The organism is Ensifer sp. EB106-03-01-XG145, assembly GCF_058792075.1.
In genome coordinates this window covers 379,026-391,302 of record NZ_JBYTEC010000001.1, presented here as the reverse complement: position 1 = coordinate 391,302, position 12,277 = coordinate 379,026, and the positions used below count along the sequence as shown (strand labels likewise).

At 62.7% G+C, this 12,277-nt stretch carries 13 protein-coding genes; 8 read left to right on the top strand and 5 right to left on the bottom strand.

Translation table 11 applies throughout. The features are described from left to right. Positions 1-73: 73 nt before the first annotated feature. Positions 74-988, bottom strand: coding sequence for an EamA family transporter (locus AC3WWH_RS01950; RefSeq protein WP_057248046.1), 915 nt, complete (start codon positions 986-988; stop codon positions 74-76). Positions 989-1,045: 57 nt separating this feature from the next. Further along, positions 1,046-1,837: a sterol desaturase family protein gene (locus tag AC3WWH_RS01945; RefSeq protein WP_057248045.1), complete on the bottom strand. Its 792-nt coding sequence runs from the start codon at positions 1,835-1,837 to the stop codon at positions 1,046-1,048. A 156-nt stretch (positions 1,838-1,993) separates the two neighbouring features. Here AC3WWH_RS01945 and AC3WWH_RS01940 point away from each other — a divergent pair, with 156 nt between their 5' ends. Both AC3WWH_RS01940 and AC3WWH_RS01935 read left to right on the top strand, forming a co-directional pair. Beyond that, entirely contained in the window at positions 1,994-2,707 is a 714-nt protein-coding gene (locus AC3WWH_RS01940; protein WP_082615700.1) for a pyrimidine 5'-nucleotidase, read from the top strand. Between the two features lie 127 nt (positions 2,708-2,834). Beyond that, the gene (locus AC3WWH_RS01935) at positions 2,835-3,356 is read left to right on the top strand and encodes an EF-hand domain-containing protein (protein ID WP_162261268.1); all 522 of its coding nucleotides are present in this window, start codon (positions 2,835-2,837) and stop codon (positions 3,354-3,356) included. A 104-nt stretch (positions 3,357-3,460) separates the two neighbouring features. Here AC3WWH_RS01935 and AC3WWH_RS01930 read toward each other — a convergent pair whose 3' ends face one another. Then, entirely contained in the window at positions 3,461-4,360 is a 900-nt protein-coding gene (locus tag AC3WWH_RS01930) for an LOG family protein (protein ID WP_057248043.1), read from the bottom strand. A 367-nt stretch (positions 4,361-4,727) separates the two neighbouring features. On the opposite strand from AC3WWH_RS01930, the gene dapD reads away from it, so the two are divergent. The 3 genes from dapD (at position 4,728) to AC3WWH_RS01915 (ending at position 8,195) form a co-directional block, all read left to right on the top strand. After that, positions 4,728-5,585, top strand: a complete 858-nt coding sequence (gene dapD, locus AC3WWH_RS01925) for a 2,3,4,5-tetrahydropyridine-2,6-dicarboxylate N-succinyltransferase (RefSeq protein ID WP_057248042.1) — start codon at positions 4,728-4,730, stop codon at positions 5,583-5,585. Between the two features lie 4 nt (positions 5,586-5,589). Continuing rightward, positions 5,590-5,973, top strand: coding sequence for a DUF805 domain-containing protein (locus tag AC3WWH_RS01920; protein ID WP_057248041.1), 384 nt, complete (start codon positions 5,590-5,592; stop codon positions 5,971-5,973). A gap of 251 nt (positions 5,974-6,224) precedes the next feature. Continuing rightward, complete coding sequence (locus AC3WWH_RS01915) at positions 6,225-8,195, top strand: DEAD/DEAH box helicase (protein WP_057248040.1); 1,971 nt, start codon at positions 6,225-6,227, stop codon at positions 8,193-8,195. A 91-nt stretch (positions 8,196-8,286) separates the two neighbouring features. On the opposite strand, the gene AC3WWH_RS01910 is transcribed toward AC3WWH_RS01915, so the two are convergent. Then, entirely contained in the window at positions 8,287-8,604 is a 318-nt protein-coding gene (locus AC3WWH_RS01910; protein WP_058323709.1) for a DMT family transporter, read from the bottom strand. Positions 8,605-8,686: 82 nt separating this feature from the next. Between AC3WWH_RS01910 and AC3WWH_RS01905 the strand changes: the two genes are divergently transcribed. Then, positions 8,687-9,088 (top strand): winged helix-turn-helix transcriptional regulator, encoded by a 402-nt coding sequence (locus AC3WWH_RS01905; RefSeq protein WP_058323635.1) that lies wholly within the window; start codon positions 8,687-8,689, stop codon positions 9,086-9,088. Between the two features lie 3 nt (positions 9,089-9,091). Here the strand turns inward: AC3WWH_RS01905 and AC3WWH_RS01900 are convergent, their stop codons facing one another. Beyond that, positions 9,092-10,003: a LysR family transcriptional regulator gene (locus AC3WWH_RS01900; protein ID WP_058323636.1), complete on the bottom strand. Its 912-nt coding sequence runs from the start codon at positions 10,001-10,003 to the stop codon at positions 9,092-9,094. Positions 10,004-10,143: 140 nt separating this feature from the next. Here AC3WWH_RS01900 and AC3WWH_RS01895 point away from each other — a divergent pair, with 140 nt between their 5' ends. Together AC3WWH_RS01895 and AC3WWH_RS01890 are read left to right on the top strand one after the other, a co-directional pair. After that, positions 10,144-10,968 carry an alpha/beta hydrolase fold domain-containing protein gene (locus AC3WWH_RS01895; protein WP_058323637.1) on the top strand — a complete coding sequence of 275 codons (825 nt, stop codon included), beginning with the start codon at positions 10,144-10,146 and terminating at the stop codon, positions 10,966-10,968. Positions 10,969-11,052: 84 nt separating this feature from the next. After that, the gene (locus tag AC3WWH_RS01890; RefSeq protein WP_058323638.1) at positions 11,053-12,255 is read left to right on the top strand and encodes an efflux RND transporter periplasmic adaptor subunit; all 1,203 of its coding nucleotides are present in this window, start codon (positions 11,053-11,055) and stop codon (positions 12,253-12,255) included. Positions 12,256-12,277: the final 22 nt, after the last annotated feature.

The following is a 12,277-nucleotide window of genomic DNA, read 5'->3' as shown; positions in this document are numbered from 1 at the left end:
AGGCGTTCTACCACGCCCGCATGCGCGAAGGCGCCGGTTTTCGGGCGCCTATTTTTCAGATCAGCACCAGGTTTCAGATCAGGACGAGCATCACCACGCCGAGCACGATCAGCAGGCAGCCGAAAAGCTCCAGGCGGTTGATCCATTCGCGGAAGATGAAGAAAGACGAGGCGAAGGTGAAGAGCATTTCCACCTGGGCCACGACCTTGACGACGGCGGCCTGCTGCAGCGTCATCGCCATGAACCAGCCGAAGGAGGCAGATGCGCCGACGAAGCCGACGACGAAGGCGGGCTTCCAGGCGGCGGCGATGCGTGGCAGCTCGTCGCGCTCGCGAAGCACGATCCAGATCAGCATGACCACGGTCTGCAGCAGGATGACGAATCCGAGCGTATAGCTCGCCTGCATGATGTAGTCGGGCGCCGGAAGGCTCGGCGCGAGCGCCAGTGAGGCCGAACGATAGGAAACGGCCGAAAGACCGAAGAACGTACCTGACAGCAGACCGATGCCGGCCGTGCGACTGAACACCGAGGTCACGAGCGTGCGTGGGCTGAGTGTCGTGCGCGCCACCGAGATCAGCATCACGCCGACGACCGAGATGGCGATTGCCACCAGGGTTCCCTGGCTCGCCTTTTCGCCGAGGAAGATAAGGCCAAACACCGCCGCCTGCGCCGGCTCGGTGCGGGAATAGGCAGTGCCGACAGCAAAGTTGCGGAACGAGAAGAGGTGGACGAGCAGGAAGGTCGCAGCAATCTGCGCCAGCCCGCCGATAATAGCCCAGAGGAAGAACGTGCCATTCGGCACTGGAAGCGGACGACCGGCCACCTGCCAGAGCAGAAACAGATAGAGAAAGGCGAAAGGCAGGCCGAAGCCGAAGCGCACGAAGGTCGCGCCCGTCGTGCCCATGACGCCTTTCAGGTGTTTCTGCATGGCCGAGCGGACGTTCTGAAGGAATGCCGCAGCGACGGTGATGAGGACCCAGGTTTCCATGGCTGCGAGCTAGCACGCGGCTCCCGGCATTGCCAAGGCCCCGCGCGCTCCAGCGTTTCAGTCCGCCTTTTCCTGAGCCTCGGCGAGCACAACGGACGGATTGATCGCGATCCGCGGCGCCTCGTCCTCAAACGTCTTCACGCGCTGATCGTAGTTGGGTGCGAGCGTGCCGAGCACACGATCCCAGAACGAGAAATAGTTGGCGTAATTGTATTTGAAGCCTGAATGGTGCTGGTCATGGAACGTCGTGCACAACAGGGGAGACGGATAACGGGCCGTCGACGTGGCGAAATACTCGAAGCCGCAATGCCCGATCATGCCATTGAAATGCTCGAACAGCCTATGCCCGATGAGGATCACTGGCGGAAACGGCACGACGAAAACGACGACGGCGGAAAAGCTCTGAAGCAGGAAGTTGTCAAAGACATCTTCCGAATAGGTGCTCCAGATCGTCGGCGCGACGCTTTTATGATGCAGGGCATGCAGCGGATAGAGCCACTTGGTGTGCAGCAGCCGGTGCATGAAATAGAACCAGGCATCGTAGAGGATCATGCTGAGCACGAAGAACGGCACCGCCCACCACCAGCTGAAATCCCAGGGTGCCGGCGCCCAGCCTTTCTGCTGCGCATAGAGGCCGATCGTCAGCGGCAGGCAGGCGCTGAACATCGATGCCAGGCTCTGGCGGATCTCGGCTTTGCGCCGCTTGTCGGAGCCGCGTCCCTTCTGGATCTTTCGCTCGGGATTGCGCTCGTTGAGCCAAGTGATGCCGTAACCGAGCGCGAAATAGGTCCCGACAGTGAACGAATAGAATCCGAACAGAAACAGCAGATAGAACAGTTCGTCCGACATTGGCACCTACATTCCCCCGAGCCAAAACCGCGCGCCGGAAGATGCCACGCCGGTTTGACAATTCAAAGTGGAATTCTATGCGCCAGCATTGCGGCCCGAGCAGCGATTTGCATTTTTCTCATTTGCCGCCACCTTTCCCCATGTCATAAGGCGGTCATGAAAAAGCTCAACCGCCTGCCGAACCAATCCGACTTCGCCCATGTCACCGACTGGGTCTTCGACCTCGACAACACGCTCTATCCGCACCACGTCAACCTGTTTGCGCAAATCGACCGCAACATGACGGCCTATGTGGCGAAGCTTTTGTCGCTGGACCCGGCCGATGCGAAGAAGCTGCAGAAAGACTACTACCGCGACCACGGCACGACGCTCAAAGGTTTGATGATCCACCACGGCATCGACCCGAACGAGTTCCTCGAGCAGGCGCATGCGATCGACTACTCGATCGTGCCGCCGGATCCGGCACTCGGCGAAGCCATCAAGTCGCTTCCAGGCCGCAAGTTCATCTTCACCAACGGCAGTGTCGCGCATGCGCAGATGACGGCGCGAGCGCTCGGGATCCTCGACCATTTCGACGACATCTTCGACATCGTTGCCGCCGATTTCGTGCCGAAGCCGGCTGGTGAGACCTATGACAAGTTCATGAGCCTGCACCGGGTCGACACCCGGAACGCCGTGATGTTCGAGGACCTGCCGCGCAACCTCCTGGTGCCGAAGGCGCTCGGCATGAAGACGGTGCTGCTGGTGCCGCACAACCTCGAATACACGTTTGCGGAGTCCTGGGAGAAGTCGAACGATACGGATGAGCAGATCGACTACGTGACGGAGGACCTCACCGGCTTCCTGCGCCACGTCCTGTCCGATCTCTGACCGACACAATTTGGCCAGCAAAAAACCTCTTTGCGGCCAATGACTTAAATTACCAAAGTTTAACTGGAACGGCGCTCTTCACCGGCTATCCTTTCGATCAGGGACAACCCGATCGAAAGGAAGCATGATGCCGAACAAGATCCTGATCCTTACCGTGACCGCGCTCTCAGTCGCCGTCACCGGCATGGCCGGCCCCTCTTTTGCCGCGCGCGAAAAGATGACGCCCGAGCAACGGGGCGAGCGCATGATCCAGCGGCTCGACACCGACAAGGACCAGAAGGTTTCGCTCGCCGAGTTCCAGGCGCGGATCTCCGACAACTTCAAAACCTTCGACACCAATGGCGATGGCCAGATCAGCGCCGATGAGATGAAGGCCAAACGCGAAGCCTTCCGCGAGGCACGCAAGGCCTGGAAAGAGGCCAAGGACAAGACTGGCACCGAGCGCGAAGCGGCCCTTGCCAAGGTCAAGGAAGTTCGCCCAACGATGCTGCCGGGTCTCAGGCCGAAGGCCTTCAAACGCATCGACACCGATGGCAATGGCTCGCTCAGCGCGAGCGAAGTTTCGAGCGCCGCCGAGACCATGTTCAAGCGGCGAGACAAGAACGGTGACGGTGTCATCGACGCAGCCGACTTCACCAAGAAGATCTGACGGGAGCATCCCCCTCTTTCCACCGCCCGGTGGAGAGGCTCCTGCCTGACCCATAGCCCCTTGCAACCCGCGCAAGGGGCTATGTGCATTATTGAACGCCGCGCCTAGCGCCGCCCGTTCGCCATCGGCACCGACTTCGGATCGACGGTTTCGTAGAAGCGGGCAATGATCTCCCAGGCTTCGTCCGCCGTTTCGACAAAGTGTACCAGATCGATGTCATTGGGTGCGATCGTGCCAAACTCGGCAAGCGCCTCGAAGTTGACGATCGAACGCCAGAACTTTTCGCCGAAGAGAATGAGCGGCACCAGCGCCAGACGTCCGGTCTGCATCAGCGTCATCGTTTCAAAGAGCTCGTCGAGCGTGCCGAAGCCACCGGGGAAGACGGTGACGGCCTTGGCACGCAAGAGGAAGTGCATCTTGCGGATGGCGAAGTAGTGGAAGTTGAACGACAGTTCCGGCGTCACGAAGCGGTTCGGCGCCTGCTCATGCGGCAGCACGATGTTGAGGCCGATCGACGGTGCACCGACATCGTGGGCGCCGCGGTTGCCCGCCTCCATCACGCCAGGTCCGCCGCCGGTGACGACCACATATTCCTTGTGGTGCAGCTTGGCCGAATGCTCGGAGCAGAGCCGCGCGAACTTGCGCGCTTCCTCGTAATAGACCGAGGCCGCCTCGAGGTTCTTGCGCTGGGTCTCGTTCTTTGCCGCCCAGGCATCACCGCCGGGCTCGGGAATGCGGGCACCGCCGAACATCACTATGGTGGAATTGATGCCGCGTTCTTCCAGCATCATCTCGGTCTTCATGAGTTCGAGCTGCAGACGGACCGGGCGCAGTTCCTCGCGGCAAAGGAAATCGTCGTCGATATAGGCGAGGCGATAGGAGGGCGATGCCGATTGCGGCGTGATCGGGACCGTCTGCGCTCGCTGCCGGCTCTGCGAGCTGTCGGCCAGTGGATCCCAGACCCCGTCCTTGCGGCGCAGTGCGCGCTTCTTCATGCGTGCCATCGTGTCGTCTTTCTCGTCGCGTTCCGGACAATCGGCATCTCGGCCAGACGCGTCCTATCCTCAATCCTCGGTCATGAAGGTTGCAAGCGCACCACTGCGCTGCGCGCCCCTTGCGCGTCCCGAACGGGTGCGCGGCGCTGTAGTGCAGGAATCGCCCGGATTTGCCAACCCCGGGCAAGCGCATCGGCCTGAAAAGCCCTTCAACTTTTCAGGACCGGCTTCTACAGCGCCACACGTCCGCCAAGACGTGTCAAGATCGCTGCAGCACCTAGATCTGCTGCGTATTTTTGTCCTTAAATCGATTCCGATTTGAGGAATTATGCAGTAGAGCTTTCGCAGGATAACCGCCGAACTTTAAGGAATTCCGATGACGAACCACGACCTCACCTCCCTGTCGCAGACGATCGAGACCGCCTTTGAAGACCGCGATTCCGTCAGCACCGGAACGCGCGGCGCAGTGCGCGATGCCGTGGAGACGGCGCTGAACCTGCTCGACGGCGGCAAGGTCCGCGTTGCCCAGCGCGGCGAGGATGGCGTATGGACGGTCAATCAATGGCTGAAGAAGGCGGTGCTGCTCTCCTTCCGCCTCAACCCGATGGAAATCGTCAAGGGTGGACCGGGCCAGTCCGTCTGGTGGGACAAGGTACCGTCGAAGTTCGACGGCTGGAGCGTCAACGAATTCGAGAAGGCTGGTTTCCGCGCCGTACCGAACTGCGTCGTGCGCCGCTCGGCCTATATCGCCCCCAACGCGATCCTGATGCCATCTTTCGTCAACCTCGGCGCCTATGTCGGCGAAGGCACGATGGTCGATACCTGGGCAACCGTGGGCTCCTGCGCCCAGATCGGCAAGCACGTGCATCTCTCTGGCGGCGTCGGCATCGGCGGCGTACTGGAGCCGATGCAGGCCGGCCCGACGATCATCGAGGACAATTGCTTCATCGGCGCCCGCTCGGAAGTCGTCGAAGGCTGCATCGTGCGCGAGGGCTCGGTCCTCGGCATGGGCGTCTTCATCGGCAAGTCGACCAAGATCGTCGACCGCGCCACCGGCGAAATCACCTATGGCGAAGTGCCGCCCTATTCCGTCGTCGTCGCAGGCTCGATGCCATCAGGCTCGACCATGGGCAACGGCCAGCCGGCACCGAACCTCTATTGCGCCGTCATCGTCAAGCGCGTCGACGAGAAGACCCGCTCGAAGACCGGCATCAACGAACTGCTGCGGGACTGATGCGATGACACCGGAGGGGCCGCAGCCGAGCATGACCTGGCTGTTCTTCAGCCCCTCTGGTCGCATCGGCCGCCTGCCCTTCTTCCTGTCCTGGCTGTTCTGGTTCCTCATCGGCGGCTTCATCGTCGCCAGGATGGTTGCCAACGAAGAACACGAGACGGCGCTGGCCCTCTGGACACTGGCGTTCGCCATCTCGGCGATCGTCTCCCTGCCCTCGATCGCCATGCTGGCGATCAAGCGCCTGCACGATATCGGCTATCCCGGACCGCTCTCGCTCTGTCTGTTCATTCCCGTCCTCAGCCCGGTGGTTTTCATCGCGCTTTGCCTGTGGCCGGGTGAGCCGGGACCCAACGAATTCGGCGCGCGCAGCGACCAACCGGGAATCTAGACACGATGATTTTGGATCGGATCGACCCAAAATCACAAACGGATCGTTTCCTGTAAGTTGGAGCGGGATACGGGCGGAAAACCGTGCACACCTTTCCTCATCCCGCTCTGGACCCTTCGCCCCTGTACAAGAACCGTGCGAGCGCGTATGTAGCGCGCCATGACAGGCCCGCGACGTGCTGGCCACGGCAATTCGCGCCAATGACGATCCGATCGTCCTGGGCATGACGACCGAAATCCGAAAGACACGATATGACTGAATTCGAAGGGATCGCGCCTGCGATCGCCGAGGCGTTGGCAAAACGCGGTTACAACGAATTGACGCCGGTTCAAAAGGCGATGCGCGACCCGGAGCTCGCCGACAGGGACGCGCTGGTCTCGGCGCAGACCGGTTCCGGCAAGACGGTCGCCTTCGGCCTTGCGCTCGCGCCGACCCTGCTGGGTGACGAGCGCCGCTTCGGCCCGGCCGGCGCACCGCTGGCGCTGGCGATCGCCCCGACGCGCGAATTGGCGCTGCAGGTGAAGCGCGAGCTCGAATGGCTCTACGAACAAACCGGCGCGACCATCGCTTCCTGTGTTGGCGGTATGGACATGCGTACCGAGAAGCGGGCGCTGGAACGCGGCGCGCACATCGTCGTCGGCACGCCCGGACGTCTTTGCGACCATATCCGCCGCAACTCGCTCGACATTTCCTCGCTGCGCGCCATCGTGCTCGACGAGGCCGACGAGATGCTCGACCTCGGCTTCCGCGAGGACCTCGAATTCATTCTCGAGGAATCCCCCGATGACCGCCGCACGCTGATGTTCTCGGCAACCGTGCCGAAATCGATCGCGACGCTTGCCAAGAACTACCAGCGCGACGCCGTGCGCATCAGCACCGCTTCCGAACAGAAGCAGCATGTCGACATCGAATATCGCGCCCTGACGGTGGCGCCGAACGATCGCGAGAACGCGATCATCAACGTGCTGCGCTACTATGAGGCCAGAAACGCGATCGTCTTCTGTTCGACCCGCGCCGCGGTCAACCACCTGACCGCCCGCTTCAACAACCGCGGCTTCTCGGTGGTGGCGCTCTCGGGCGAACTCAGCCAGAACGAACGCACCCACGCGCTGCAGGCCATGCGCGACGGCCGCGCCCGTGTCTGCATCGCCACCGACGTCGCCGCCCGCGGCATCGACCTGCCGGGCCTCGAACTGGTCATCCACGCCGACCTGCCGACCAACTCGGAAACGCTGCTGCACCGCAGCGGCCGAACCGGACGCGCCGGCCAGAAGGGGGTGAGCGCGCTGATCGTGCCGGTCAACCAGCGCCGCAAGGCCGAGCGCTTGCTCGACGGCGGACGGATCACCGCGACATGGGCGCGGCCACCGTCGGCCGACGAGGTCAGCCAGCGTGACGACGAGCGCCTGCTTGCCGACACCAGCTTTGCCGAGCCGATCCGCGAGGACGAGGAGGCGATCGTCGCAGCGCTCATCGAACGCCACGGTGCTGAACAGATGGCCGCTGCCTTTGTGCGCCAGTTCCGCTCGGGACGCTCAGCCCCGGAAGACCTGATCGAAGTTACTGTCGGCGCCAAGCCGCGCCGCGACGAACGCGCACCGCGCGATGACCGTGCACCGCGCGAGGACTTCGGCGCCGAACGGGCGGACTTCAGCGACGGCAGCTGGTTCTCGCTCTCCGTCGGCCGCAAGCAGAGCGCCGAGCCGCGCTGGCTGATCCCGATGCTCTGCCGCCACGGCAAGCTGACGAAGCGCGACATCGGCGCGATCCGCATGCAGCAGGAGGAAACCTTCGTCGAGATGACCTCCGAGGGTGCCGAACGGTTCCTGTCGGCCATCGGCAAGGACAAGATGCTGGAGAAAGGCATCCGCGTGAAGCCGCTCGCCGGCGCGCCTGACCTCTCGCAGCAGCGTCAGGAAAAGCCGAGCTACTCCAAGGACAAACCAAACTTCTCCAAGGACAAGCCGGGCTTTGCCAAGAAGCGCCCCTATTCCGACGATGCTGTGCGGAGCGATGATCGCGGCGACTTCAAGCCGAAGCGGAAGTTCGAAAAGAAGGCCGCCTATTCCGATGGACCGGCCCATACCGAGGACCGGCCGCCGGCCAAGGGTGCCGACAAGCCCTGGAACAACAAGAAGAAGGGCAAGCCGGACGCCAGCAAGGACGGCGGCTTCAAGCCCAAAACCAAGCCCAAGGGCAACGCCAAGAACCGCCAGGGCTAAGCCGACACCGGCAGAGTTCTCAGTCAATTAAAAAGCGCCGCGATCGGATCGCGGCGCTTTTTTCGTGAGCAGGGTTGCGAACGATGTGGTCTCAGGCTTCCAGGAAGCGAAGGCCGGCGACGGCGACGATGATCATCGCGATGCAGGTGATGCGCATCCAGGAGACCGGGTCGCCGAAGAGGACGATGCCGAGCACAGTGATGCCGACCGAGCCGATGCCGGTCCAGGCGGCATAGGCCGTGCCTGCCGGCAGGTCTCGCATCGCGATCGTCAGGAGATAGACGCTGCCGAGAGCTGCCGCGATGCCGATCGCGCTCGGCATCAGTTTCGTCCAGCCCTCGGCGTATTTCAGCGCCAGCCCCATGACGATCTCGACGAGGCTCGCCGCTATCAGAATGATCCATGCCATGTTCGTCTCCATTGGAATTCTCACATGGTTCACAATCTGGTAGGGTAGGCACCAAAGAACAATTACGCACCTTTTGGTAACTATGGAAAATCCGGAAAGCCCGGCGAAAGCGCCCGCAGCCTCGATCCCTGACGTGTTCGATCCAACCTGCTCGTCACGCCACGCGCTGGAGCTGATCGCCGGCAAATGGCCGATGCTCATTATCTCGGCGCTCGAAGGTGGGCCGATGCGCAATGCCGCGCTGATGCGCCGGCTCGGCGACATCTCGCAGAAGATGCTGACGCAGACGCTGAAGGAGCTGGAGCGCAACGGCCTCGTTATCCGCGAGGACAAGAAGACCGTGCCGCCGCATGTGGAATACAGCTTGAGCCCGATCGGCCGCTCACTCAGCGAAACCTTGCTGGTGCTCGATCGTTGGGCCGAGACGCATTTCGGCGCGCTGGATGTGGCCCGCGAGCGCTACGACGCCGAACGAGACAAGTGAGGCTCACTCCGCGTCGAGTTGCGACTGGGCGACCACCTTCACCACCCAGTCGGCAAAGACGCGCAGGCGACTGCTCAAGTGGCGGTTCGGCGGATAGACAAGATAGACCGGCTCCGGATCGATCTGCCAGTCGCTGAGCACCGGAACCATGGTGCCGGCCCGCAGATCGTCGCGGACCATGAAGAGCGGCACCTGGATGACACCCAATCCGGCGCGCGCGGCAGCAAGATAGGTCGTCGCCTCGTTTGCCGCGACGCTGTAACGACCCTGGACCTCCATCTCTTCGTTGCCGCGGCGGAACTGGTAGGGCATCGGCTGGCCGGTCTTCGGCATGAAATAGCCGACAACGGAGCAATTCTTCGCGAGATCGGAAGGATGCTGCGGCATTGCGTGCCGCTTGAGATATTCCGGCGAGGCGCAGGTGACGAATTTCATCTCTGTAATGCGTCGGGCGATCAGCGACTGATCCGTCAGTGCGCCGCCACGGATGGCGCAATCGACGTTCTCCGCGAGATAGTCGACGGTGCGATCGGAAACGCCGAGGTCGATCTGGATGTCCGGATACTTCCGATTGAACTCAGGAAGCGCTGGAACGATGATCAGATTGGCAAAGGCGCCCGCCGTCTCGACACGCAATCGCCCCTTCGGCAAACTCTGGGCGCTCGACAGGCTGCCGTCCAGTTCGTCGAGGTCGGTCAAGAGGCGCGCGGCCCGCTCGTAATAAAGCGCACCATCAGGCGTCACCAGCACGCGGCGCGTGGTGCGGTTCAGGAGCTTCGTGCGCAGATGCGCCTCCAGCCCCTGGATGAGATTGGTCAACGTTGCCTTGGGCATGCTGAGCGACGCGGAGGCGCGCGTGAAGTTCCCGGTTTCGACGACCCGGAGGAACGCACGCATGGCCGTGAGCTGGTCCATTTTCAAGAGCCATAATTGTTCGAGAATACGAATAGTGTAGTCAGTTTGAAAAGACTATTCCAGACAGAAGACAATGTTATTCTCCTACCGTGGCGTGTTGTCGCCACATGTGGGTTGAGCTCGGGCCGAAGGCAAGAGAGATGGGCGAACTGTTCAAAGTGGAGACGATGCAGACCGGCCAAGGCTGCTGCACGGCACGCGTCTACCGCGGCGAAGCTTTGCTCAATCCGCCGCCGATCGTGCTGCACCTGCATGGCGGCTCCTTCATGGGCGGAACGATCGCCGCCGGTGAGCGCGTCGCCGAGGCGCTTGCGGCGGCTGGCGCCGTGGTGATCTCGCCGGAATATTCCACAGCTTGCCTCAATCCGTTTCCCGCGGCGCTTGATGTCGCCTACGCCATGCTGTCGTCGATGCGCTCGCGCTGCCCGCAGTTCGCGCACAAGAAATCGTCGCTGTTCGTGGCCGGCGAAGAGGCGGGCGGCAATGTTGCCGCCGGCGCCGCGCTGATGGCGCGTGACCAGTATCTGACCGACCTCAAGGGCCAGATTCTTTTGTCGCCGATGCTCGACCCGTGTCTCGCGACGGAATCGTTCCGGCAATACTGTCCGCAGTCCTCGGCGCAATCGATCGCCGACGGCTGGCAGCGCTACCTCGGGCAAAGCGGCGGCTTCACGCATCCTTACGCCGCGCCGGCCCACTGCACGCGGCTCGCCGGCCTCGTGCCTTCGCTGATCCTCACCAGCGAGGAGTGTCCGATGCGCGACGAAACCGAAGCCTATGCCAAACGCCTGCGTCAGGCGGGCGTATCAGTTGAATCTCACGTCCTGCCGGGACGAGCCGGATGGCTGCCGCAGAATACGGTCGCCAAGGAAAACTGGGCGGCACAGCAGGAAGAAATTACCGGCATCTTCTCCCGATTCTTCCAGAAGACGGGGGCGAAGCCGGCGGAAATGACGGTGCGTTAGACGAGAGCGGCGGTCACCCAGCCCCTTCACCTTGTCTGACATCGAAAGCAACGCGCCGGCTCCCAACCGGCAAGGAGAGAAAAGATGACATCGATAGTGACCCGTCGGGCCCTCTGGGGCGCCGGCCTGAGTATCCTTTTGTCTGTCGCCGGCGGTGGTGCCGTCATGCTCGGCCTGCCGCAGCATTTCGAGGCCGACGCCGCAACCGAGACCGCCGCGGCGCCACCTCCGGCCGTGCCGGTCTCGGTGTCGCGGGCGCAGTCCAAGCGTATCACCACCTGGGAGGAATTCTCCGGCCGGCTCGAAGCGATCGAGCGGGTCGAGGTTCGCCCGCGCGTCGGCGGCGCCATTCTCAAGGCGCATTTCCGCGAAGGCGCGCTCGTCAAGCAGGGCGATCTCTTGGTAACGATCGATCCCGAGCCCTATGCCGCGGCCGTCGAACGGGCGAAGGCCCAGGTCGAGGCAGCCGAAGCGCGCGTCGCGCTTGCCAAGATCGAACTCGAGCGCGGCCGCAAGCTGGTGACCACCAGCGCCGTGCCGCAGAGCAGCGTCGACCAGCGCTCCAGCGCCTATGACGAAGCTCAAGCCGAAGTGCGCTCGGCCAAGGCGGCGTTGCGTACCGCCGAACTCGACCTGCAATATACGGAGGTGCGGGCGCCGATTTCCGGCCGCGTCGGCCGGCTCGACGTCACCGCCGGCAACCTGGTCGCCGCAGGCTCTGCCTCGCCGGTGCTGACGACACTCGTCTCGGTCGATCCGATCTATGCGAGCTTCAACGCCAGCGAAGAGGTGGTCACGACCGCACTCGCCAAACTTGCCTCCTCGGCAGGCGGCGACGCGATCGAGCGCCTTCCGGTCCAGGTCGGCACCGCCGCGGACGAGGGCACGCCGATCACGGGCCATATCCAGCTCATCAACAACGAGGTGGATGCGGCAACCGGCACGATCCGGGTGCGTGCAGCGCTCGAAAACGCCGACGGCAAGCTGATCTCTGGCCAGTTCGTCCGCATCCGCATCGGCGAGCCGGACCCCGAGGAAAAGCTCGTGATCAGCGACCGCGCCATCGGCTCCGACCAGGACAAGAAGTTCGTCTTCGTCGTCGGCACCGACAACAAGGTCGAGTACCGCCAGGTGAAACTCGGGCCGAATTCCGATGGTCTGCGGATCGTCGAAAGCGGCCTGAAGTCCGGCGAGAACATCGTCGTCAACGGCCTGCAGCGGGTTCGCCCTGGCGTCGTCGTGGCGCCGCAGCAGGTTGAGGAAACGACCGCCTCGATCGCCAAGTAATCCAGGTGCCTCTTCGCCTGGT

Coding starts and splice junctions, on each gene's coding strand:
- AC3WWH_RS01950 (WP_057248046.1), bottom strand. CDS start 988: ATGGAAACCTGGGTCCTCATCACCGTCGCTGCGGCATTCCTTCAGAAC.
- AC3WWH_RS01945 (WP_057248045.1), bottom strand. CDS start 1,837: ATGTCGGACGAACTGTTCTATCTGCTGTTTCTGTTCGGATTCTATTCG.
- AC3WWH_RS01940 (WP_082615700.1), top strand. CDS start 1,994: ATGAAAAAGCTCAACCGCCTGCCGAACCAATCCGACTTCGCCCATGTC.
- AC3WWH_RS01935 (WP_162261268.1), top strand. CDS start 2,835: ATGCCGAACAAGATCCTGATCCTTACCGTGACCGCGCTCTCAGTCGCC.
- AC3WWH_RS01930 (WP_057248043.1), bottom strand. CDS start 4,360: ATGGCACGCATGAAGAAGCGCGCACTGCGCCGCAAGGACGGGGTCTGG.
- dapD (WP_057248042.1), top strand. CDS start 4,728: ATGACGAACCACGACCTCACCTCCCTGTCGCAGACGATCGAGACCGCC.
- AC3WWH_RS01920 (WP_057248041.1), top strand. CDS start 5,590: ATGACACCGGAGGGGCCGCAGCCGAGCATGACCTGGCTGTTCTTCAGC.
- AC3WWH_RS01915 (WP_057248040.1), top strand. CDS start 6,225: ATGACTGAATTCGAAGGGATCGCGCCTGCGATCGCCGAGGCGTTGGCA.
- AC3WWH_RS01910 (WP_058323709.1), bottom strand. CDS start 8,604: ATGGCATGGATCATTCTGATAGCGGCGAGCCTCGTCGAGATCGTCATG.
- AC3WWH_RS01905 (WP_058323635.1), top strand. CDS start 8,687: ATGGAAAATCCGGAAAGCCCGGCGAAAGCGCCCGCAGCCTCGATCCCT.
- AC3WWH_RS01900 (WP_058323636.1), bottom strand. CDS start 10,003: ATGGACCAGCTCACGGCCATGCGTGCGTTCCTCCGGGTCGTCGAAACC.
- AC3WWH_RS01895 (WP_058323637.1), top strand. CDS start 10,144: ATGGGCGAACTGTTCAAAGTGGAGACGATGCAGACCGGCCAAGGCTGC.
- AC3WWH_RS01890 (WP_058323638.1), top strand. CDS start 11,053: ATGACATCGATAGTGACCCGTCGGGCCCTCTGGGGCGCCGGCCTGAGT.